The sequence below is a fragment of the Cupriavidus sp. 291-E7 genome (assembly GCF_057798835.1).
In genome coordinates this window covers 1-22,392 of the sequence record NZ_JBYOJV010000039.1, presented here as the reverse complement: position 1 = coordinate 22,392, position 22,392 = coordinate 1, and the positions used below count along the sequence as shown (strand labels likewise).

Sequence of the window (22,392 nt, the reverse complement as noted above, 5' to 3'; positions counted from 1 at the left end):
GCGATATAAAGGCCGAGCCCGAGCCCGTCCGCGTTCTTGTCTTCCTGATCAGGACCTCTGCTCAGCGGGTCAAATATCCGCTCCAGCGTCAGTTGATCAATGCCTGGGCCACTATTCATGACCTCAAGGCGAACGTCCCCGTCATGGCCTGTGACAATAACGCGGACGGGATGCTCCGGCGCGCCGTACCTTAACGCATTGAGCACAAGATTGGAGATCAGTTGCTGCAGGCGCGAGCCATCCCAAAAACCCTGCACATTGCCCTTCACCTCCACATCGATACGTCGGTCCGAATGAACTGCCCGCAACTGGTCCACTGTATCGCCGACCACCTTGGCCAGGTCGACGTCATTGGGAGCGATGTTGATACCCAAGCCGAGTTTCGTTCGGTTGAAATCGCAAAGGTCATCCAGAAGGGAACTCATGCTGGCACCGCTTCGAATCAGCCGGGCCGCAGCCTCCGACACCTTCTCCCCGGCGTTCAGCGCCACCAGGTATGAGGCGGTCGTCTGGATGGTCTGCAGGGGGCTGCGCATATCGTGCCCGAGCATTCCGAGCAACAGATTGCGAGACTGCTCGACCTCCGAATTGAAAGACTCCACCGATTCGGCGACTGCTTGGTCGATAGCTTCGTTGAAGCGCATCATGTCGTCCAGATCCGCAGCAACCAACTCAAAATCGTCTATCCACAAACGTAGCACGCTGGCGCGTAGCGCCCGATACTCGGCAACCAACTGGTTGATATTGAAGCCACCGCGCGCCCGGATGACCGCATGTACTTGTGCTGCAGTCTCCGGCGCACCGGGCACTTGGGGGGCTTGCCCCCATGACTTTTCGTGTTGCGCGTCTCGCGTTTGCGGGGTCGTCAGGTCCTTTGCGATGGATTGCAGGATTTGCGGCGCGTGGTCGCGCAGGGCGAGGGAATCCAGCTTCCGTGCAGCAGGCAACTGGGCGGCCACGAAGGCCTCCCACTCCGCCAAAATGTGCTTCATATCACGCACGATAAAAGCCGCTAGACGCATGTCTGCCCCTTGGGAAACAAATGAGGGAGCAAAAAGGACGCACTTTTGCAGAATTTATATTACGTCAGTTGCAGGTGAAGTGTTGCGATTACGGGGCTTCGCAGCCCTGTTGGGTCATGAGCCTCGCCGCATCCGCAAATTGAGATCACATTCCCAACCGCGCGCCCGATTCGGAAATCGTCCTACATCATATTTTCTCGCCCACGCATAGAACTAAGGTATCGATGCCACTGGAGGTGTGTGGATGACAGCAGTTGTAAAGGTGCTACAGGCAGACGGTCTGTGGAATGTTGAGTCCGAGTACGAGCGCGTTCCATACCCGTCCCGCACCGCGGCCATCGCTGCAGCTGTTCATAGAGCGATGGAATTAGGCGCCCTACTCATGATCTATGAGCTTGAGGGCAAGATGAACGCCCCACTAGATTTTGCGCAAAGCGAAGCGACATGACAGCCATCAATCCTTCTGCCTTTAACGGAGGCTGCCATGTCAGGTGATATTCATGTGCTTCCCCATCACAACGGGTGGGCCATCGCTATAGAAGGCACTGGGTCGCGCACGCCCTATGGAACGCGCGAAGCTGCCATGTCCGTAGCAACGGAAATGGCGAAGATGACACAAGTGGACCTAATCATCTATAGCCAGGATGGCAAAATCAGTGAGCACCGGATGCGCGGATACGCTCACTAGCACAGATGGTTTCCCCCTTTCGCCGCACTGCAAGTCGCCGCGCGGCTATTTTTTTGATGCTACGAAGGAAACGATTTCAGTTGGGAGAACTCTTTCAGGATTTCGTCCTCAGCCTCGACCAGAAATGAGCCATCTGCCAAACGCTGCCATGTCAGCAAAAGGCCGAGCCGTTTCAAGCTCAACAAGACACCTTCTAGTTCGCTCCCGTCGTCGACGCCAGCCGCTGGTTCGAGAACAAGTTTCATGGCCATTCGCTCTACTTCTCGCGCGGTTTGCTCGATCATGCAGATAGTGACGACTACATTCCGCGATCGGTTAAATGTCTTAAGCAGGGATGCCGCACCGAGTATTGGCGTTACATCTAACGTTACGCCACGCCCTTCGGGCGTGGTTTTTCTAGCGCCAAGAAACAATACAGGAACGGCACCCGAGAGCTGGATAAGTGAAGTGCGGGCCACGGAGCGGAACACGCATCCAAAGACAACCAATGGTATGCATAATTGACTCTATTGTCTGCCAGACATCCTATAGTTGGATTGAGTATTTCTTTAGGAGATATCTGACACCCCACATCTCTCCGGTGTTCCTGGTGCGGTATCGGCCAACGGCACTTTGCAGAAGTGATCGATTTCTCGCACCAGTAGCTTTCTGACGAGGAGGACATCATGTTCCAGCACCTTCTTCTAGCAGTGGATGGCTCGCCCTTGGCGGAATCGGCCTTCGACAAGGCAATCAAACTTGCCAGTGAGATGAAGGCCATGGTAACAGCAGTACGTGTGTGCCCAGACTATCACCTGCTTGCATACCATACGGAAATGTTGACCGATACGCGCGAGCAGTACCGGGACGCGGCACAGGAGAACGCCACCAGATACTTGACCGAACTAGCCCGGAAGGCCGATCTTCTCGGCGTGCACTGTCAGCCGTTTTATATTGTGAGCGACCACCCCTACGAAGCCATTATCAAGGCCGCGGAAGACAGGGAGTGCGATCTGATCGTGATGGCATCTCATGGCCGACGTGGTATGCAGGGCGTCCTGCTCGGGAGCGAGACGCAAAAAGTTCTGACACACAGCAAAATCCCTGTCCTTGTGTACCGATAACACCATGCCGTACGGGGAAAATTCCAAGAATGATGCGGTGTTGCATTCGCTAGCGGCGCACCTAGACTGGAAACTCCACGGCGCGGAGGTTTTTTCGCACCGCTACCCATTTGCAGCCAGCCTCCGACAACTGCCATGTTCGTCGTCCTGTTCCGCAACGGTACCCGAGCACTCATGCTCCCAGCCGGCAAAACGCTCCTTGATTGTCCGGCCGAGGCACGCCAATGGATTGGCGTGCCATGCGACGGAGCGACTACTGAACTGACATTGGACATGCCCATGCTCGGCATCGACCCACCGACTGTGCTCGCGCAGCTGTTGCAAAAGGGATTCTGTGCACTCGACGAGTCCGGCCTCGTGCACAGATTTCAGGTTTCTGGCGAAGCCGTGCGCCCCGAATTGCGATGGTGAAGCACCTACAGTCCGATCTAAAACGGCGTCGCTGAGAGGTACCCAATTCCGCCGTTCATCGGCGAGGCGGCTCCCTTGCGTGCCTCGCCGTCTTTTTCCCTACCCGTTGGCATCAAGGAATCGTAGGACCGCTCACAGGCCAGGCCAGCTACTTTGAGCCGGTCGACGTCGTCCGCCAGGATCCCCGACGTTTTTTCAGACCGGCCGAGCACTTCGACGAGCACACCAAGGGGATCTCCACTCCGCTTGTCCGGGCCACCGCTGGCAACGCCGGGATCTTTGGTGAATCAGGCAGCGGCTAGTAGATGGTCGACACGCTGCCGAAACCGGTCAGCAGCATCCCCAGCAGCACGGGCATTAGCTCGTGCCTGTCCGCGTCCTCTTTTCGCAGCATTGGCAATCTCTGTTTGTGCCGCTGTGCGGCGTTGCTCTTCATCGCGGATGCGATCGGGAACCTTCATCTGATCGGCAGCGGCTGTTGAAGAACGTCATTCGTGCGAGCCAGGCGCATCATTCGCGCGAGCGTAGCTTTTCCCATTCAGCATTCATGATGACCACACCATTGGTCAATGGGAAACGATTTCCCTGTGGGGCGGTGCGCTCTTCGAAGCAGCTGACTAAAGTTACCAATCTTGTAGTGACTGCCCAGTGCCAAATCGTTTCGAGCCTGCCAGGATGTTGCAAGCACATTAAAAAGCTCGGGTCCAGCCACTCGCGTTGCCATAATGGCGAACAAACGTCGGCAGGATTCGGGATCAGACAGGGATAGAAATACAGTAAGAAAGGTCGTTCATAGATCCACCCGATGGGCGCCCACATGGCAACCAGGCGTGCTTACGTGTGTTGGTTTTTAGTTTCGAGAGATTGGGGCGCAGTGCGTCTACGACCCAAATTGGCCGGTGGGGTGAGGTCGCCAACGGCCGCCTATTGGCACTCCAATTCGCAAAACCCGGACTTGGCTGACCGACTGGTTCGGAGAAGATTATCTGACCGGAGTGGGTCGGTCAGTGACCATCGCCGCTTTGCGGCAGGCATCCAACAAACCTAAACAGGTTCCGCCATATAGCGCCTGGGTATCAGCCGTCCGTTGCTGAGCATAAAGGGACATGGCCGCCGTCTTTGGCGCGTTGCTGGAGCCAATCAATTCGAAGCTTTCAGCCCGCACTGAATCGTCTTATTAGCATCTCACCGAGCCGCGCACCCTCAGGACCGATGTGCTGCGGAACTTGTGACCGCTAGACTGGCGCAGCCGTTCATTCTGCCTGCACACCGGCCTACTTCACGGAGCATCCTCCGGAGAGTGCTTTCACTGCGCAGCAGTTTCCCAGGCTGGGCAGAAGATGATGTCTGAAGACCGGCGCCCTATCCGCCCTGTTGTATCTTGCGTTTGCCATCAATCGGTCTGTTGCATATTGGCAAAGCAGCCGGTCCCGATCGCGCGCAGCGCATCACCATCGCGTACGACGAAGAGTGCGTCGAGGCGACGGCGATGAGCATAATCTCGCCCCGCCTGCACGCCGAGCACCAGCAAGGCTGTCGCGTAGGCGTCCGCGTCCGCGCATGTCGGTGCAATGACCGTAACCGAAGCAACGGAGCTATGCAGTGGCACGCCGGTTCGAGGATCAATTGTGTGCGAGACACGCGCCCCATCGATGTCAGCCCAGTGGCGATAGTCGCCGGACGTCGCTATGGCGGCGTTGCTCAGTTCGATCACGGCCATTGCGGCGTGCCGCTCGTAATCCGGGGCCTCTAGCGCAATCGCCCACGGCGACCCGTCCGGCTTGCTTCCGCACGCGCGCATCTCGCCGTCGATGCCGACAAGCCATGACCCGATTCCGTACTCGCTCAACACGCGCGCAAGTTCGTCAACGCCGAATCCCTTTGCAATGCCACACAGATCCAGCGCAACGGGTCCCCGCTTGCGCACCCGGCACCGTTGCACGTCCACGTCGATCAGTTCGTTCACAGACGGGCACGGGCTTACCTTGGACGTGTCCACTGCGCTTGGGCGAGGTGCATGCTGTTCGCCCGGCGGCCCAAAACCCCATATACCGACAAGGCCGCCGACGCCGATGTTGAAGGCATTGTGCGTATCGCTGCCGATCTCCAGCGCACGTGCGAGCAAAGCCGCGAGATTCCTGGACACCGGCACCCAGCAGTCCAGCTCGGCACGATTCAGCCGCGACACGCCGGAGCTTTCCTTCCAGTTCGACATCTGCTGGTCAACCGAGCCAACCGCCGCAGCAAGCCGCGCCGCGAGTTCTTTTTCATCCGTCTTCGATGACGCATGGAAGGTCGCCGTGTAGCGGCTTCCCATTGTCGCACCGCTCACGCGCCAAAGCTTGAGTTTCGTGTCTGGCAGCGCCTCAATAGACATCTTCGACATAGCGTCCCTGCGCTCTCAGTTGTGCGACGGACAAGCCGGTATCCGTCAGAATGCGTTCCCACGCCTGTGCGACACCCTCCGCCATCCTTCGGCCACCGCACACCATGATTTGCGCGCCGTGAGCAACCAAAGTGCGCAGACTCTGCGCGTCCGCTACGAGGCGGTCCTGCACATAACTTCGGCTACCGGAGCGTGAGAAGGCAGTCGTGAGTGCCTGCAGCCGCCGGTCGGCTACGAGGTGCTTAAGTTCGGCGTGGTACAAGAAGCCTTCGCCATCGTTGCGGGTACCGAAATACAGGTGCATCGGACGGCGTGCCGCGTTGTGCCGGATAAAGCCGATCAGTGGACCAATCCCGGTGCCCGCCCCGATCAGGACCACGGGAGCACTCCCCGCGCCCGGTCGAAAGCGCGCGTTCGGCCGCATGAACGCCTCAATTGTTTCGCCGGGCTGCAGGCCTGTGAGATAGCCGGAGCAAACGCCGTTCGGATGACGCCGAACACAGATCTCGACCAGGCCGTCCGCCGCCGCGCTCGCGAGCGAATAGTACCGGGGCGAGGTGGCGCCCGGAGGAACGACGCCGAGCAGATCCCCCGTCTCGAACCCAGGCAGCCGCGGCCGTAGCAGGGTAGCCCAGGATCTCGCCCCCTTTGCAGACATGAAGCGTAGCACCGCAGTCATCTCCTCCGGATCCGAACCATAGTCGTCACGTGAGACGAGCTTGAGCGGTATCGTGGGCGGCAGCAATGGCGTGTAGCGGATATCGAGCGATACGCCGAGCCTTTCGGCGAACCTCGTGCACCACTGCCGGAATTCGGGTTCGGACTGCCGGTCAACCATACCCGGATCGGTCAGTGCTTCCAGCCCCTTGGTGGTCAGCGCACCATGAACCGTTCTTGCATAGCCGCAAAAATGAGGAAACTGGCGGTCACCAAAGCCCAGGACCCCGAACACTATCCCGCCAGGGATCGTCAGGTGCTCGAGTTTCTGTAGGAATCGGACAGCGCTCTCCGGTGCATCGCCGTCGCCGTAAGTCGCAGTCAGGACCAGCAGATACCGCAGGCTGCGGTAGCCGGCTGCAAGATCGTTCATCGGCGCAACATGCACGCGAAGCCCAGCCCCGGTCAGCGCTGCATGCAGCGCCGAAGCAAAGCCCCACGTACTATTACCCTCGGTGCCTACCAACAACACGGTATCCGCGTCGCATGCCGGCACGTTGCCGACGAGCTTCGGCATGGCGCGTCTACGACGCAGCCACAGCAACAGGCCGGTTGCGGCCAGCAATGGCACCGACGCCGACGATGCGCCGAGGCTCAAGCCGAGCCACCATAGCCCTTCGCCCGTGTGCAGCATGCGGACAACTCCATGCGCACGTTGCCAGGCGTCGGCCGGCTGAAAGGCGAGCCATCTGCCTGACGATGGATCGACATAACCGGCGCCATCCGTCGTATTTACTTCGATGATGCTGTTCGGGTCGGCCGCGTTGGCAAACGTGAGCTGCCGCAGGCTGGAGACATCTACTGCCAGTGCGGGCATCTGCCGCAGTGGCAACGGTGGCGTGGTGATTGCCGAGACGCTGAGGACGGACTTCTGCGCGCCGCCTTCCGGGATCATGCCGAACGTCGTCAACGACATGACGAGCCCGGTCATCGCCGACAGCGTGAGGCCGGCAAGCGCGGCTCGTGCAGTCTCGTTATGCAGCCGCTGCAATCCGTCGCCTCGAATAGGGGCCAGGATATGCTTCCACCCGCCCATCCGGCGCGCGAGCAATACAAGCCCGGACAACGCCGCGAACAGCATGAAGGCAGCAGTCGCACCGGTTGCGAGCCGGCCAGCGCCATCGAGAAAGAGCTTGCGGTGCAGGTTCTTCAACCAACGCTCGACAGGCGAGGGGCGATAGTCGCCAACAGCCTTGCCGGTGGCGGGATCAATGATCGATGCACGCTGTTCCCCGCCGACCTGGTAGTACGCGATGATCGCCGCTGACGGCCGGCGGATGAGTGTTTCGACGTTGGGCATCGCGGCGCTCACGCGGCTGGCGAGCGTTGCGACGCTCAGCGGAGCCTGGCCCGGACGGACGGCACTTGCGTGCTCAAGCACCGGATTTACCGACAGCGCCGCGCCTGTCAGAGCGACGATCGTCATCAGCAATGCAGCGACGAGACCGGGGATGGAATGGAGCTTGCGTAACATCGGGCACCTCCTCGCCTGCCCCCGGCTACAGTGAATAGCGGAACGACTTCACATAGCCGCTCCCCTTGACCGTCTTGTTCGCGCCCGAGGTAGTCAGCGGCACGACGACTTCGGACGGGTACTCCTTCATGTCCTCGACTGCCGTGTCGATGTGGACCTCGTATCCGGCGTCGATCAGCGTATCGGACAGATCTAGCGTCGCACGCAGCGCCTTGCCGGCGCCGACGCTGGCGCCCGTTATGCCGTCTACTTTTGCGGTGCCGCTCGTGGCGCGATACCAGTCGCGCAGGTGCCGGTAGTACTTGGCTTTGCGCCCTGCGACCCACAGCGTGCCCTGGTACCGTCCGGAGCGATCGGTGACATACATGGCAACGTAAGCGCCATCTCCCCCATAGCTCGACAGTTGCGTTTCGAACGAGACCTGACGCGCTGATGCTAGTGAAGGCGCGGCAAGCGCGCCGGCAAGCACGGCAATCGGGAATGCGTGTTTCATTTGGATTATCCTGATTTGGGCAAAAGGGGGGCATCGCACTCATCGCCTTGGCCTGCCGCTGCTTCAGCAGGGCCAACGCCGACGAGGTACGCGGTGCGTCGGCAACAAGTGATCAGCGGATCTGGACCTAGGGCTTCGCTCCTGGCTTCAGCAAGCCTTCGGGGGCTGCGCCAGCCGATGGCTTGCCAGTATTCGTGTCCGGCAGGCGTCCGCGTGCTCTGCCGTGCTCGTCGTCTTCACGCTTCATGCGGATGACGTCAAGGGTGACGGGATCAAGTTTTGCCTTGAAGCGCCGGCCGTCGGCGTCATGCCCCTTGACCTCGTAGCAACCGTCGTCGATCCTGAGCCTGTCGATCTGCCAGCCCTTTTGCTGCGCCATCGCGCGGACAGCGTCACGCGGCTTCCAGGCGTTCACCGGTGCCTCGCAGTCGTCGCTATCGTGCGCCTGTGCGGGATGGTAGATGCCGACGGCACTGACAAGTACAAACATCGTGAGCACCAGGCTTCTGGCTATTCCCAGCTGTTTCATGACCAACATCTCCCGTTCGCATCCTTGGACTCCACAATGCACCTGAAACCTGAAGCCAAGCTTGCGGACAAGAATAATTTTCTTCATGTTCGCGACAGGTTCGCGTGGCAAATTCACGCGAAACACCTATCAGGAAGAACTTAATGAGAGTCCTTCTCATCGAGGATGAGCCCTGGCTCGGGGAGGCCGTTCGCGACCAGATCGAGAAAGACGGACATCCGACTGACTTCGTGGCCAGCCTCACCGAGGCGCGCCGGCACCTTGCGGCAGCTAACTACGACCTGATCCTGCTCGATCTGCTGCTCCCCGACGGTAGGGGGCTCGACTTCCTGCGAGAGCTTCGCGCGGGTGGCTCGACCGTGCCCGTCATCATCCTGACAGCGCTCGATCAGGTTTCGAACCGCATCGCCGGCCTGAACGCCGGCGCGGATGACTATCTCGTCAAGCCGTTCGACCTGTCCGAGCTTTCCGCACGGGTGAGCGCGGTGTCGCGCCGGTATTCGGGGAATCCGAATCCCCTGGTCAAGCTTGGCGAACTGCGTATTGATACGGCGGGGCGCAGTGTGATGTGCGGTACCGCGCGCATCGACCTGACGGCCAGTGAATGGGCGCTTCTCGAAGCGCTGATCCAGCATCCGGGGATGATCGTATCAAGGAGTCGGCTGGAGGATCGCCTTTATTCCTTCAACGAAGAAATTGGTAGCAACACCATCGAGGTACATATGAGCCGGCTGCGCAAGAAGCTGGGTGTCGATGTCATCGAGACCTTGCGTGGGCTCGGCTATCGGCTGAAGCAGGACTGATCATGCTGCGCAGCCTGCAAGGTCGACTCGCGGCAGCACTGGTTGCAGGGCTTGCTGTGCTGTCGCTCGCGGCCGTGGCCGCTTCATTCCATGTGCTGCGCCACGAAGTCGATAGGATGTCGGACAGTGCGATGCAGGAGACTGCGCAGCGCCTGTTGCCGCTCGCCATCATGGATATCGTCGGGCACGATGCGGATGGCGATGACGATGGCAGCCGCCGTATGGCAGCCGTTCGCCCGCACGACGAATTGCTGACCTACGCGGTTCGCGATGACAGGGGCAGACTGCTGCTGCGATCCCACGACGCCGCCATAGCCATCTTCCCGCCGGACCTGAAATCCGGCTTCGCTTCTACGCCGTCGCACCGGATTTACGCCGAACCGGGCTTACAGGGCACGATCTCTCTGATGATCGCCGAGCCGCTCGCCACGCGCCAGCATGCGGTGATGGAAGCCGCGCTCGCGGTCGCCAAGGTCCTTATCCTGTTTCTACCGGTGGGTCTGTGTGGAATCTGGCTGATTGTCCGGACCGGGCTGCGGCCAATTCAGCGCTTCTGTGGCAGCATTGCCGCGCGAGGTCAGAACGACCTGACGCCGCTCGCAAAGAAGGAACTGTCGACGGAGGTAGCTCCGATCGCCGACGCGGTCAATGACTTGATGGCTCGCCTGGACCGCGCACTTGCCGCGGAGCGCAACTTCACCGCCAGTAGCGCGCACGAGTTGCGCACGCCGATTGCCGCGGCCCTCGCACAGACGCAACGTCTCATGGACGAAATGCCTTCCGTCGCAATGCGGGAGCGCGTGCTGAACGTCGAACGGTCCTTGCACACCTTGTCGCGGGTCAGCGAAAGGTTGATGCAACTCGCGAAGGCGGAAAATGGACGCGTGCTCGGCGATGCGCCGCAGGATCTTCGACCGGTACTAGAACTTGTCATCGAGGATTTCCGGCGCGGGGCCCCTGCGAACCCGATCCAGCTTGACCTGCCCGACCAGCCTGTTCCGTCGTGGATCGATCAGGACGCATTTGCCATTGTCGTGCGCAATCTGGTCGAAAATGCACAGAAGCACGGCTCACATGGGCAACCTGTGGGGATTTCGCTGTTGGCCACCGGTTCGCTCACTGTGAGGAATCACGGACCAGTGCTGCCGGACGTTGAACTTAAACGTCTGACAAAGCCGTTTGAGCGTGGAGCGACGGCAGCCAAGGGCAGCGGACTTGGCCTTGCCATCGTCGAAGCGATTGTACGCGGCGCGGGTTCGTCCCTTGAGCTATGCTCCCCGGTTCCGGGCTGGCAAGATGGCCTGCAGGTGACCATCGATGGTTTGCCACTTGTGTCCGCGAGGCCGATGCGCGAGAAAGCCGGTCCAGCGTAATCAGGTGGAATGGCGTGGCGCGGGACAACCCGGGCTTAACTGACCGATACCTGGATCGATGCCGCACGCTGGAAGCTACGCAACGGATTGCTCAGCAAGCGCGAGCAGCCAATATTCCACATTCCAATCACGTCATGCCACATCGACCGGATCGACACGCGTCATGACGTTGAGAACATCTTTGCGGTTCATTGCACGTCGCCTCGCCTCAAGCGCGATCTCTTGCCCGTCCCTCACGCTCTCTGCTGCATTGATGTCAAGATGGACGTCCATCAGGACTATGTCACCCATCTTCCGGGTCCACACATCGTGCGCACCAAGCACGCCTGGCGTTTCCAGCACGGTCTCGCCGCGAGTCGCCATTACCGTCTCCGCGTCGATTGCTCAATCCATCAGGTCACGCAGGGCATCCGGCCGCCCGATGCCAGGGTCGGACGAGCGCTGGGCCGGCACGCGCGGCAACTATGAAACCGGGTACGAGGACTATGGGGGGCCGCAATTTCCGGCAGCGTCCGCGCCTGGGCGAGGCGGTGGAGCGGCGCGGACCTTACGCAAATGGGCCGCGTCCGGCCGGGCCGAAGAACTACACGCGCTCGGATGAACGCATCCGCGAAGAGGTCTGCGAACGCCTGACCCATGCCCAGACGCTCGATGTCAGTGACATCACAGTCGCAGTTGCCGGCGGCGTGGTCATGCTGACCGGCACCGTCGACAACCGTCGCATGAAATACGAGGTCGGGGACATCGTCGATGACACATACGGTGCCTCTGACGTGATCAACCAGATCCACGTGCGCCCGTTTGGCGTGCTGCCTTCAGAATAAACGCGGCGCTCCCGGACCACCCGCCTGCGAAGCCCCGGCCATGCCGGGGCTTTTTTTCTACGCACCGATCCGGTGTCGCTATCGATGCTATCGCCGCTACAGATCCTTGCCGCTGGGCGGATTCTCCATCGAGATGAGACCACCCATCGGACGCGTCCAATGCAACCGGCGGCTCTTCGGAGAGCGAAGCCGCAAGCGGACAGTCGCGCTCGCAATCTCGGGAAGCTCTATTACGCACGCGCAGCGGCCTCGTAGTCCCGAGCTGTCGACACCTTCCGCGATCCCAGGGCCCGCTTTACGCCACACGTATGTCCAGCGTCCCCGGCCCGTGCTGATCCAGCAGACGCTTGAATCGCCATAGCACGGCGCACCACATCGCAATATCCCGCGGTTTCCTCCCCCGAGGATTGTTTGACGCCTGCCCACAGGCGCCAGCGCTTCTCACAGTCTGAAGTCGAGGGCAGACATCTAACAATCCTTAACATCTTCCGCCATTAATGGATCTTTGAAGAGGCGTCAATTACCAGCGTGGTTTCGGCCATTGCTGCAGACTCGCAAACACGAATACCCGCGACGTTGGGCGACTATTAACCCACAAACACGATATCCATTTCCCAATTGGCGCGTATCGCGTCGTGCGACCATTGTTTGGTGAAGCTGCACCGACCATTCGCCCGTCGATTTGAGCGGCTACCGACCCTCGCCGGAAAGTGCGTCAAAGTTGGACCGTGTGAGAGTCCGCACGACGGTCGAGACGCGTTGTCGCCCGGCCACGCGGACAATGGTAGGCCTCAGTCGCAAAAGGGAGCACCCTTCTGGCGCAGATTGAAGCCAAGATGGCGCCGTTTGCATGCTCGGCATAGTCAGTGATATCTATACTAGGCTTGGTTTGGCTCAGTGAACGAGCCGACTCGGACTCTGCATGAATATTCACATGGCACGCAAACTAAGCTTTTACCTGGACATCGGGTGGCAACCCTTGTTGAAGGACCTCGGCCTTACGCCTAGTCATGTGCTGCGCAAAGCGGAACTTCCTGAAGACCTATTTTTCCACGGAGGGGGTGGGTTAACCACTGACGAGTATTTCCGCTTTTGGCGTGCTTTGGAGGCGGAGGCCAGCGATGTCATGTTTCCTCTGCGCATTGTCGAGACTGTTTCGGCTGAATCTTTCGCTCCACCACTGTTTGCCGCCCTGTGCAGTGCCAATCTGATGCAGGCTGTGCGGCGCCTGGCCAAGTACAAACAACTCGTGGCGCCGATGAGCCTAGAGGTCGTTGTGGGCAAAGCGGGCGAACTGACCGTGTCGCCTCGCTGGCTATCGGCGCCTACCGATATCCCCTATTCCCTTCAAGTGGCCGAAATTGCGTTCATTTTGCGACTGGCCCGTCTTGCCACCCGCGAACCCATCAAAGCGCTTAGGGTGGCAATTCCGGAGCTACCACCCCGCGCCTATGCCCGACGTTATGAGAGCTTCTTCGGCGCGCCTGTACAGCACGGGAAAAGCCTGAGTATCACATTCGCAGCCGTGGACGTGTTACGTCCATTTCTCACGATCAATGAAGGCATGTGGCGCGTGTTCGAACCAGACCTCCGCCGCCGGCTCAGTGAGCTAGATGCGACAGCGACAACTGCAGAACGCGTGCATGCCGTCCTGCTGGAACTGCTGCCCAGCAACGCGGCCACCATTGAGAAGACTGCCGAGCGCCTGGGCTTGAGCAAGCGCACGCTACAGCGTCGCCTAGAAGACGAGGGGGAGAACTTTCGCGCCCTGGTTAACGCGACGCGGGAGAGCTTGGCCCGCCACTACCTAGGGAACACCAATATGTCCGGTGGGGAGATCGCCTTTCTCCTCGGCTTTGAAGATCCCAATTCGTTCTATCGCGCATTTCAGGACTGGACGGGACAGACGCCTGACAGTGCACGGCATGCCATGCGTGTCAATTGAGGAGGAACAGGTCGTGTCCACCCAAGTCGATCAACGAAGAGTGCTGCTGGCCGGCGCCACCGGGCTGGTGGGAGGCCTGATGCTCGAGGCCCTGCTGGCGGACCGGACGGTCTCCGAAGTTCACGCCCTGAGTCGCCGGCGATTGAACGTATGGCACCCCAAGCTCCAGGTCCACTTTGTGGATTTCGGCCGCCTGCCCGTGCTGCCGCCAGCCGACGAAGTATACCTCGCGCTCGGCACTACCATTAAGGTGGCAGGTAGCCAGGAAGCGTTTCGCGCCGTCGATCTGGACGCCAACCTGGCGGTGGCTAATGCCGCTTTCGCGTCGGGTGCCAGGCGCGTGGGGCTGGTGAGCGCGGCGGCGGCGAATGCAAATTCCGCCCTGTTCTACAACCGCATCAAGGGTGAATTGGAAGACGCGCTCAAGGCGATGGAGTGGACGGCGCTAGTGATCGCTCAGCCCTCGCTGTTACTGGATTACCGCGACGGCCTGCAGCAGCCGCCGCGCATCGGTGAACGGATCGCGATCCCGATCGCGAAGCTGGTCGCGCCGCTCTTGCCCGGCACCTATCGCCCCGTGCATGCGAAGGCGGTCGCGCAGTCGCTGGTCAAGACCCTGCCAACGGCGAAGGGCGTGGTCGTGCTGGCATCCGACGTGCTCGCCAGGACAGGCGATGCGCGCTGAGACAGCTTCAACAGCACCGGCGTGATGCACCGCACGGCGCACCGGTGGCTATTTCTGTTGCTGGCTACTGGCTTCCTGACGGCATGCGCAGGTACGCCCGAGGTTGCGCACAGGGCGTTCGAAGGCAACTGGCTTGTGGATGGTGTCTTGCGGGCGACGCCGGCAGGCCCTGCCGCCAGCCAACCCATCGAGCCACAACGGCTGGCCGTCGTGCTGGGCGGCGGCGGCCTGCGAGGCTACGCGCACATTGGGGTGTTGCAGGCGCTGGAAGAAGCCGGCATCCGTCCCGACCTTGTCGTCGGCACCTCGATCGGTTCCATCGTCGGCGCTGCCTACGCCTCGGGGACCTCTCCGGACCAGCTCTGGCAGCAGGCCAACTCCATGCGCGTGCGCTCATTGGCTGACCCTACATTGAGCGGCCCTGGTTTCGTGAAGGGCGAAGCGCTGGCGCGTTGGGCCAACACCCTGGTCGGGTATCAGCCGATCGAACGTTTTCCCATGCGCTTCGCCGCCGTGGCCACGGACATCGACCGATCCTTGCCCTACGTGATCACGCGGGGGGATGCCGGCGAGGCGCTGCGGGCATCGGCGGCGATCCCCGGCGTGTTCCTGCCAGTGCGAAGCTCCGGCCACGTCTTCGTCGATGGCGGCGTTGCTTCGCTCGTGCCGGTTCGGGCCGCCCGCGCGCTGGGCGCCGACGTGGTGATTGCTGTGGACATCTACTGCCACGGGCAGCGGTATCCGTCGAGTTCCGCGGTGTCGATGTGGTTGAGGGTGTCCCAGGTGCAGAGTTGCCTGCTATCCCGCCCGGAGGCCGCGTCGGCCGATGTGCTGATCGCGCCGGCGATCGCACCTGCCGGCGTGGATAACGCCGAGGGTCGGGAGACGGCCCGCCGCCTCGGTTACGAGGCCGCGCGCGCCACTCTGCCCGCCCTGCAGACGACTTTGCAGCACCATGGCGTGGCCCCCAGGCCGGTACGGGCCGGCCCGGCGGCCCCTTCGCTTTCGCTTTCGACGGTGCCTTGACGCCAGGAGTCTGGCTGGCACGGATTGCCGCATTGATGGCACATGGTGCAAGTGAGTCGATGCGGTTCTGCCTATAAGGTCGTGGTGTCCCCACTCTCTGATGAGGTTCCGCATGACCACCAAGCGCTTCGCATTCTCCATCGCCCTGTTGGCCGGCCTGGTCGTGGCCCAGCCGTCGTTCGCTCAGGACAACTGGTCGCTGGCCAAGGACGCCGACGACATCAAGGTCTACGTTCGCGACGTCGAGGGCTCACCCTTGCACGAATTCCGGGGCGAGGTTCAACTGAACAACACCGCCGAGCAGGTCGCCGGGGTGCTGCGCGATGCCGATGCCTTCCGCAAGTGGATGCCGGATGTCGCCGACTCGAAGCTGCTCAAGGCCACCGACACTGAGCAGTTCCATTACCTAGACAACAAGGCGCCCTGGCCAGTGTCGAACCGCGACGGGGTCTACCACTTCTCCTATTCCCGAGCCGGCGACGACGCAATCACTATCCGGGTGGAGGCCGTGCCACAGTACATGCCACCGCGTGACGGCAAGGTGCGCATCCCCCAGGCGAGTGGTCAGTGGAAGCTGATTCCCAATGCCGAGGGCGTGAGCGTGACCTATCAAATGCATGCCTCCCCCGGAGGTGCAATCCCCAACTGGCTGGCTAACCAGACCGTGGTGGACACCCCTTTTGGCACGCTCAAGGCGTTGAGAAGCTACTTGCAGTCCTCCCGCTGACACCCGCCGCAGAAAGCCTGGCGTTTTTTGCGTGAAGCGTGGCGCTGATCGCTAGGGAGGTGGCGCCACTCGCTGCATACAGTGGAGGTCAAGCAAGGCGAGTTCCAACCCGAGCCGCCATGCATTTCAACCCAAGAGACAAGGACATTAGATATGACGACCAAAGTTGCTCTCGTGACAGGTGCTTCCTCCGGTATCGGTGAAGCCACCGCGCTCAAGCTCAAGGCCCAGGGCTATACGGTTTATGCGGCTGCACGTCGCTTGGACCGGATGCGGTCTCTGGCTAATGCCGGCGTACACGTGCTGGCGATGGACGTGACGGACGATGCCTCAATGCAGACGGGCATGACCAGGGTCATCGCCGAATCGGGCCGCATCGACGTGCTGGTCAACAACGCCGGGTATGGCTCTTACGGCTCGGTCGAGGACGTCCCACTGAGCGAAGCTCGCGCGCAGTTCGATGTCAACGTGTTTGGTGCGGTGCGGCTGACGCAGTTGGCACTGCCGCACATGCGCGCGCAGCGCACCGGAACCATTGTCAATATTACCTCGATGGGCGGCAAGATCCATACCCCGCTGGGAGCCTGGTACCACGGCACTAAGTTCGCGCTGGAGGCCATCAGCGACTGCTTGCGCATGGAAGTGCAGCCCTTCGGCATCGATGTGGTAGTAGTAGAACCGGGTGGCATCAAGACCGAATGGGCGGACATCGCGGCCGACAAGCTTCGCGAGGTTTCCGGCAAGGGGCCTTATGCGGGACAAGCCAACGCAATGGCCGAGTCGATGGACGGAGAAGCCAGCCGCAAGCGGCAGTCGCCGCCCGAGCTGATCGCCGACACAATTTACAAGGCCGTCAGCGCCCGTCGTCCCATGACGCGCTATGCAGTGGGCTTCGGTGCCAAGCCGATGATCTTCATGCGCAGCCTCCTGTCCGACCGAGCATTCGACAGTTTCATGCGCATGGCCACTGGAATTTCACGTAACGCGGTTGTCGGCAAATCCTGAATACCACTTCTGGCACGAGATAAGTCTCAATGGTGCGGTCTTGTTATTACATTCTTCATGAGGATTGGTCATGTCTGAAAAAGTGTGGTTCATCACGGGCGCTGCCCGCGGATTTGGGCGAGTGTGGGCCGAGGCCGCCCTGGCGCGCGGCGACAAAGTCGCCGCCACGGCTCGGGACGCGGACGTGCTGGGGCGGTTAGTCGAGCGCTTTGGCGAACAGGTTCTCCCCCTTACCTTGGACGTGACGGATGCTCAGCAGGTCGTGGACGCAGTGGCTCAAGCCCATCTGCATTTCGGCCGACTGGACGTCGTACTCAACAATGCAGGCTATGCACTCGTCAGCGCGATCGAAGAAGCGAGGGTGGACGATGTAAAGGCGGAGTTCGACACCAACTTCTTTGGCGCACTACGTGTTATCCAGGCGACACTGCCCATCTTGCGCGAGCAGATGCGAGGGCACATCGTCGGTGTTTCCAGCGTCGCAGGCATCGTTGCAGGTCCCATGGTCGGCTTCTACAACGCCTCCAAGTGGGCGCTGGAGGCCCTGCACGACAGCTTGGCCCAGGAGGTTGCTCGCTTCGGGATCGGGGTCACGCTCATCGAGCCCGGCCCCTACGCGACCGACTTCGCCAGCCCGACGTCCCTGAGACTCTCCCAGGGTCTTGATGCATACGGCGCGCTGCGGCAGCAGGTGTTCGCACACAGCGCGGACATCGATTTCGGCGATCCGAAGGCGACGGCTCAGGCCGTGCTGCAGGTCGTCGATGCTGCCGACCCGCCGCTTCGCTTCTTCCTCGGCACAGAGGGCATGCCCGCTGCGCGTGCGGCCTATGCCGCGCGTTTGGCCGAGTGGGAAAAATGGGAGCCCGTGTCCAACGCAGCTCAAGGCATATCAACTCGCCGGACGATCACAGCCTGAGACAAGTCGCGCCGGGCAACATTGAGTTCCCTGCGCAGCATGCCGGTAGCGAACTGACGTCGCCGCCCGCTATTCTCCAAGCCGAACGATCGGATCTGTTAACCGCGACAGACCGACAACGGTGCAATCTCTGCCGTTAGACATTTTATTGATCAATGGCCAAGATGGGTCGGGTGCCGCCTCCCGCGGCGGAAGTCCTCGCCGTTGATAGGTCGAAGGCAGCGGCCGGCCATTTTTCGTCAATGATGCTAGTGGATATGAATGGCCTTTGAGCCGCCAAAGCCAGCCACTCATGGCGCGAATTTGCACGTCAAAAGTGCATCTTTGCGCTCTTGCAGCGCGCGCCTGATGATAGGCTTGAACCTTCCTTGGCGCATCGCATCCGTCGGTTCAAATCTATCCTTTTCCCCAGGAGCTAAGCATGACCACTTATCAAAACTCGCTCGAAAAGAAAGCTGCCTATTGGGGTGTTCCGTGGGAGGACGCATATGGCTATGCGCAGGCAGTCCAATTAGGTGAAGAAATCTATGTGTCCGGACAGCTAAGCCATGATCGCAACGGACAACTTGTCGCCCCGGCCGCTCTTGACGAAGAAGGAAAGCCTCGCGATTTTTCTATGATGGAAGCCCAAATGCGTGCCACGTACGAGAACATCGCCACCCTTCTCGGCAAATTTGGTGCAACGCTCGACGATGTTGTAGAAGAAACGCTGTACGTTCTCGACGTCGACGCAGCATTCGCAGCCGCCGGCAAAGTACGCAAAGCAGCGTATGGTACTGACCGCCCTCAATGCGCCAGTAACCTTATCGGTGTCTCGCGCTTGGCCATGCCACCGCAATTGATTGAGATTTCCTGCAAGGCGGTCTTGCGCAAACCGGGCACATAACTCGACCCGATTTTTCAGGGCTTTCCGATTTAATTCGCTTCGCGGCCTTCGATCAACGCCTTCTGCTTTGCTACCGCCGCAGCGCAAAAGCTCATAAACGTTTGGACGCGTCGTGTCCGCCGAATATCGGGATGTGTGAGCAGCCAAAGCTCATCCTCCAGGTCGGGGACCACAGGACCGACGCGAACCAATTCGGTCATCAAATCGCCCAGCATGCAAGGAAGGTAACCTATACCGAGCCCGGCAGCGACCGCTTTACTAACTGCAGCAACTGAGTCGGAACGGTATGCAACGCTGCTCGGTGCAACTCGGCTTTGCAGATAATGGGATGCCTTGAGCCCCGACAGCTTCCCGGTGTAAGAGACCCACGTCATATCGAAAATTCGGTCCGATGATGGTCGCTTCCGGCGAAAATGTATGGCGCTTCCGTATGGCGCCCATGCAATGTTCGCGAGCTTTCGCCCCACTAGATTCTCCGAGGGACTCCGTGTTGCTCTTATCGCGATGTCGGACTCGTCCCGGGCGAGATCAAGAGTGTCATTTCCGACTAGAACGTCAACTGACAAGGAAGGGTGGCGGGTCCTGAATTCGGCGAGGATTGGCGTCAGGAAATCCAGCAACAGCGAATCGCTTGTGGTAATACGAATGGCGCCCAATGGCCCATGTACTGCACCTGCGACCCGTCGGGCTACGCTGATGACATCCAATTCGACACGCTCGCTCAGCGCCCGCAGCTCGACCCCTTCGGGGGTCAGCTTGTAGCCAGCACGTCTCCGGTCAAACAACGCAACGCCCAATGCGGCCTCGGCCTGCGCCACCCGGCGCGAAACGGTGGACGCGTTGATGCCCAATCTTTCGGCGGCAATCGCGCGACTGCCGCACTCGCTTAACATTTTGATGATGCGGAGATCGTCCCAAGAGAATCGGAGAGTCGCATCCGCTATTGCTATTACTTCGCGATCTAGCACTTTTGAGGATGGCATGTGTCTTAACAATGACGACTGTACGTTTCAGGCCTTACGCCAGAGAACACGCATCATCTCATAGCCACGATCACGATTTTGAAGAGGACCGGTACTGCAAAGATTTGGGCCGGCCGGCCACACTAGAGTCCACTCCAATCTTCCTCAACAAACGGTTCCGTCTTACTACCTTACTTGCGGTACTGTCGGGAGTGGCGCTGCACCGTACTCTCATTCTGGGCACGATGCCTTTGGCTCCTCCGCCCCACATTTCCGCAGTTCTAGGGGTATGCGCTTGGTGGCCGACGGGTCGGTTCTGCTCAGCCTCTATCCTGGGGCGGAGCTTGCATGCCATCGCTCTCCATAGTTGAAAAATATTGAACATCACGTGCGGGACTTGAGTGGCCGTTGTCACACTACAATGCCTATAGTTCAGTACACCCGCTGCCGACGTACGAAGGGTGAAAGCGGCGCGAAGCATCAGACAAACTGAACTACATTGCGCTGGACGTTTTGGCGCCTCTTGGAGAAAAAAAACATGCCGGCCATCAGCGATTCCCAACGTCCCGACACTGCCGCCGCCAGCATCTGGGCGCAATGTCGCACCGCGGTGCTATTGACGATAGTCGGCGGCGCCATCGACACCATTGGTTTTATCGCGCTGCTCGGCTTCTTCACCGCCCACGTCACCGGCAACCTGGTGCTCGCCGGCGCGGCTTTCGTGAAGGGCGGCGCGGGGCTGTGGATCAAGCTCGGCGCAATTCCACTGTTTATCGCCACCGTGGTGGTTGCCAAGATCTGGATCGATCGCTGCAGCCAGACGCACAAGACGCTGGGCTGGCTGTTCGTGGCCGAGGCGATATTTCTGCTGGGATTTATGGGCGTGGGGCTGTATTTCGATCCGTTCAGCGAACCGAACGCCGTCGAGCTCGCATTGGCTGGTGGTCTTGGCCTGATAGCGCTGGCGATCCGCAATACCTCAAGCAAGACGCTGACCAAGAGCATCAGCCCCAGCACAATGATGACCGGCAACACTACGCAATTCGGCATCGATCTGTCGAGCTACCTCCGCGCACCGACCCGCGAACATCGGGTGGGTGTCCTGAAAAGCGGCAGCATCGTGCTCGGCTTCGTGCTGGGTGCTTTCCTCGGTGCCGTGCTCTATATGCAGATCGGCTTCTGGAGCGTCCTGCCATTTATCGTGATCATTGCGTATTTGGCCAGTCTGTCCTTCCGCAATCAGTTCGTGTGAGCGCGTTCATGACTATCAACAAAAGCCGGCTCGAATCATTCAGCGATGGGGTGATCGGCGTGAGCCTTACGCTGATGCTCTATCAGATCCAGTTTCCAGGGGAATTCAACTGGAACGGCCTGCGTTCAGAAGCCCCGCATTTCTTTGGCTACGTACTGAGCTTCATTTACGTCGGCATTTACTGGAACAACCATCACCACCTGTTCCAGTTGGTGCGCGGCATCAACGGCAAGGTCATGTGGTCGAATCTGCATCTGTTGTTCTGGCTGACGATGATCCCAATCACCACCACCTGGACGGGCAAATCGGATTTCTCGGCGATTCCGACGGCACTCTACGCCTTCGTTCTGTTCATGTGCGCGATCGCCTATTGGATTCTGGAGCGCGTCATCATCGCCACCGAGGGCAAGGATTCTTCGCTCGCAGGCACCATCGGCAAGGATCTGAAGGGCAGGCTGTCGCTGGTCGTGTATGCGTTGACGGTCGGCGTGAGTTTCTTCAGCACTACCGCCGCAACGCTGATGCTAACTGCAATGGCGGCATTCTGGTTCTTCCCTGATTCGCGGATCGAAAAATATCTCCTATCACTTTAACTAAGCCCTGCAAGTCATTGCCGTCGCACGGCGACGATGCAGATCGACTCGATAACGCGATGTCTTTTGCTGTGGATATATCGCAGGCGCCCAGGCGCACGCCGTCCTTGGTACGGATGGCCGAGACCGGCTGCGGATTCAACCGGTCGATGCAACACCTAGAATCTGAGAGCAGTGTTTGGTTATACGGGCCGCTGATGCCGACAAGTTGCCCGACGGCGTCATACTCATATGTGGTACGGATGCCATCAATATCGACGTCAGTCATGCGGCCGCGCACGTCGTAGGCATACTTGATGCGAGATCTGCTGACATCTACAGCTTCAAGCAACCTGTCCGCTGCATCATAGGTTTGCTTCGCCGGTGTGCAGTGCTTCGGGAACGATTCGAGTGTCACACCGGCGTTCTTTCACAGTCCCTCTTTGCGCCAAGTCGAAAGCTGTATTGCGCGGCGGGATGCTGGTTGTGCAGTAGCAAAGGTCATACAGTGTGAACCTCTTGCGCTGCCATCCACCTTTCGGTGCCGCAAGCATTTTTCGGAATCGCACGGCGTCACGCATCGCAACGGC

General features: G+C 60.1%; 24 protein-coding genes and 1 pseudogene. 15 read left to right on the top strand and 10 right to left on the bottom strand.

Going from position 1 to position 22,392, the window contains the following annotated elements:
* Positions 1–1,022 (bottom strand): sensor histidine kinase (locus tag AC3FLX_RS32790; RefSeq protein ID WP_488698356.1); only part of this gene is annotated, 1,022 nt, incomplete at its 3' end.
* A gap of 484 nt (positions 1,023–1,506) precedes the next feature.
* Between AC3FLX_RS32790 and AC3FLX_RS32785 the strand changes: the two genes are divergently transcribed.
* Positions 1,507–1,710, top strand: coding sequence for a DUF2188 domain-containing protein (locus tag AC3FLX_RS32785; protein WP_488701463.1), 204 nt, complete (start codon positions 1,507–1,509; stop codon positions 1,708–1,710).
* Between the two features lie 59 nt (positions 1,711–1,769).
* Here the strand turns inward: AC3FLX_RS32785 and AC3FLX_RS32780 are convergent, their stop codons facing one another.
* On the bottom strand, positions 1,770–1,994 hold the full coding sequence (locus tag AC3FLX_RS32780; RefSeq protein ID WP_488701462.1) for a hypothetical protein: 225 nt from the start codon (positions 1,992–1,994) through the stop codon (positions 1,770–1,772).
* A 381-nt stretch (positions 1,995–2,375) separates the two neighbouring features.
* Here AC3FLX_RS32780 and AC3FLX_RS32775 point away from each other — a divergent pair, with 381 nt between their 5' ends.
* Entirely contained in the window at positions 2,376–2,813 is a 438-nt protein-coding gene (locus AC3FLX_RS32775) for a universal stress protein (protein WP_488701461.1), read from the top strand.
* 135 nt (positions 2,814–2,948) lie between these two features.
* A complete protein-coding gene (locus AC3FLX_RS32770; RefSeq protein ID WP_488701460.1) occupies positions 2,949–3,224 on the top strand; it encodes a hypothetical protein in 276 nt (91 codons plus the stop codon).
* Between the two features lie 17 nt (positions 3,225–3,241).
* Here the strand turns inward: AC3FLX_RS32770 and AC3FLX_RS32765 are convergent.
* The 5 genes and pseudogenes from AC3FLX_RS32765 to AC3FLX_RS32745 form a co-directional block, all read right to left on the bottom strand.
* Positions 3,242–3,496, bottom strand: a pseudogene (locus tag AC3FLX_RS32765) (DUF2514 family protein); the annotation flags it as partial.
* A 1,121-nt stretch (positions 3,497–4,617) separates the two neighbouring features.
* Positions 4,618–5,610, bottom strand: a complete 993-nt coding sequence (locus AC3FLX_RS32760; RefSeq protein ID WP_488701459.1) for an FAD:protein FMN transferase — start codon at positions 5,608–5,610, stop codon at positions 4,618–4,620.
* Complete coding sequence (locus tag AC3FLX_RS32755; RefSeq protein WP_488701458.1) at positions 5,591–7,801, bottom strand: PepSY domain-containing protein; 2,211 nt, start codon at positions 7,799–7,801, stop codon at positions 5,591–5,593. Before AC3FLX_RS32755 ends, AC3FLX_RS32760 begins: the two co-directional genes overlap by 20 nt.
* 25 nt (positions 7,802–7,826) lie before the next feature.
* Positions 7,827–8,294 carry a DUF2271 domain-containing protein gene (locus tag AC3FLX_RS32750; RefSeq protein WP_488701457.1) on the bottom strand — a complete coding sequence of 156 codons (468 nt, stop codon included), beginning with the start codon at positions 8,292–8,294 and terminating at the stop codon, positions 7,827–7,829.
* 127 nt (positions 8,295–8,421) lie between these two features.
* Entirely contained in the window at positions 8,422–8,832 is a 411-nt protein-coding gene (locus tag AC3FLX_RS32745) for a PepSY domain-containing protein (protein ID WP_488701465.1), read from the bottom strand.
* Between the two features lie 134 nt (positions 8,833–8,966).
* Here AC3FLX_RS32745 and AC3FLX_RS32740 point away from each other — a divergent pair, with 134 nt between their 5' ends.
* A complete protein-coding gene (locus AC3FLX_RS32740) occupies positions 8,967–9,626 on the top strand; it encodes a response regulator (protein WP_488701456.1) in 660 nt (219 codons plus the stop codon).
* A gap of 2 nt (positions 9,627–9,628) precedes the next feature.
* Positions 9,629–10,999 (top strand): sensor histidine kinase, encoded by a 1,371-nt coding sequence (locus AC3FLX_RS32735; protein WP_488701455.1) that lies wholly within the window; start codon positions 9,629–9,631, stop codon positions 10,997–10,999.
* A gap of 132 nt (positions 11,000–11,131) precedes the next feature.
* Here the strand turns inward: AC3FLX_RS32735 and AC3FLX_RS32730 are convergent, their stop codons facing one another.
* Positions 11,132–11,362 carry a cation transporter dimerization domain-containing protein gene (locus AC3FLX_RS32730; RefSeq protein WP_488701454.1) on the bottom strand — a complete coding sequence of 77 codons (231 nt, stop codon included), beginning with the start codon at positions 11,360–11,362 and terminating at the stop codon, positions 11,132–11,134.
* Positions 11,363–11,484: 122 nt separating this feature from the next.
* Between AC3FLX_RS32730 and AC3FLX_RS32725 the strand changes: the two genes are divergently transcribed.
* The 8 genes from AC3FLX_RS32725 to AC3FLX_RS32690 all read left to right on the top strand — a co-directional run bounded on the left by AC3FLX_RS32725 (position 11,485) and on the right by AC3FLX_RS32690 (position 19,016).
* Positions 11,485–11,823 (top strand): BON domain-containing protein, encoded by a 339-nt coding sequence (locus tag AC3FLX_RS32725; RefSeq protein WP_488701453.1) that lies wholly within the window; start codon positions 11,485–11,487, stop codon positions 11,821–11,823.
* Positions 11,824–12,745: 922 nt separating this feature from the next.
* A complete protein-coding gene (locus AC3FLX_RS32720; RefSeq protein ID WP_488701452.1) occupies positions 12,746–13,768 on the top strand; it encodes an AraC family transcriptional regulator in 1,023 nt (340 codons plus the stop codon).
* Positions 13,769–13,781: 13 nt separating this feature from the next.
* On the top strand, positions 13,782–14,453 hold the full coding sequence (locus tag AC3FLX_RS32715) for a Rossmann-fold NAD(P)-binding domain-containing protein (RefSeq protein WP_488701451.1): 672 nt from the start codon (positions 13,782–13,784) through the stop codon (positions 14,451–14,453).
* Between the two features lie 24 nt (positions 14,454–14,477).
* Positions 14,478–15,479 (top strand): patatin-like phospholipase family protein, encoded by a 1,002-nt coding sequence (locus AC3FLX_RS32710; protein ID WP_488701464.1) that lies wholly within the window; start codon positions 14,478–14,480, stop codon positions 15,477–15,479.
* A gap of 112 nt (positions 15,480–15,591) precedes the next feature.
* Entirely contained in the window at positions 15,592–16,206 is a 615-nt protein-coding gene (locus AC3FLX_RS32705) for an START domain-containing protein (protein WP_488701450.1), read from the top strand.
* A 153-nt stretch (positions 16,207–16,359) separates the two neighbouring features.
* Positions 16,360–17,211 carry an oxidoreductase gene (locus tag AC3FLX_RS32700; RefSeq protein WP_488701449.1) on the top strand — a complete coding sequence of 284 codons (852 nt, stop codon included), beginning with the start codon at positions 16,360–16,362 and terminating at the stop codon, positions 17,209–17,211.
* Positions 17,212–17,281: 70 nt separating this feature from the next.
* Positions 17,282–18,130, top strand: coding sequence for an SDR family NAD(P)-dependent oxidoreductase (locus tag AC3FLX_RS32695; RefSeq protein WP_488701448.1), 849 nt, complete (start codon positions 17,282–17,284; stop codon positions 18,128–18,130).
* Positions 18,131–18,551: 421 nt separating this feature from the next.
* On the top strand, positions 18,552–19,016 hold the full coding sequence (locus AC3FLX_RS32690) for a Rid family hydrolase (protein ID WP_488701315.1): 465 nt from the start codon (positions 18,552–18,554) through the stop codon (positions 19,014–19,016).
* Between the two features lie 29 nt (positions 19,017–19,045).
* Here the strand turns inward: AC3FLX_RS32690 and AC3FLX_RS32685 are convergent, their stop codons facing one another.
* Positions 19,046–19,999: a LysR family transcriptional regulator gene (locus AC3FLX_RS32685; protein ID WP_488701316.1), complete on the bottom strand. Its 954-nt coding sequence runs from the start codon at positions 19,997–19,999 to the stop codon at positions 19,046–19,048.
* A 517-nt stretch (positions 20,000–20,516) separates the two neighbouring features.
* Between AC3FLX_RS32685 and AC3FLX_RS32680 the strand changes: the two genes are divergently transcribed.
* A complete protein-coding gene (locus tag AC3FLX_RS32680; RefSeq protein ID WP_488701317.1) occupies positions 20,517–21,230 on the top strand; it encodes a YoaK family protein in 714 nt (237 codons plus the stop codon).
* Entirely contained in the window at positions 21,227–21,823 is a 597-nt protein-coding gene (locus AC3FLX_RS32675; RefSeq protein ID WP_488701318.1) for a TMEM175 family protein, read from the top strand. The genes AC3FLX_RS32680 and AC3FLX_RS32675 overlap by 4 nt, the downstream gene beginning before the upstream one ends.
* Positions 21,824–22,167: 344 nt before the next feature.
* Here AC3FLX_RS32675 and AC3FLX_RS32670 read toward each other — a convergent pair.
* On the bottom strand, positions 22,168–22,392 hold a 225-nt coding region (locus AC3FLX_RS32670), incomplete at its 5' end, for a hypothetical protein (RefSeq protein ID WP_488701319.1).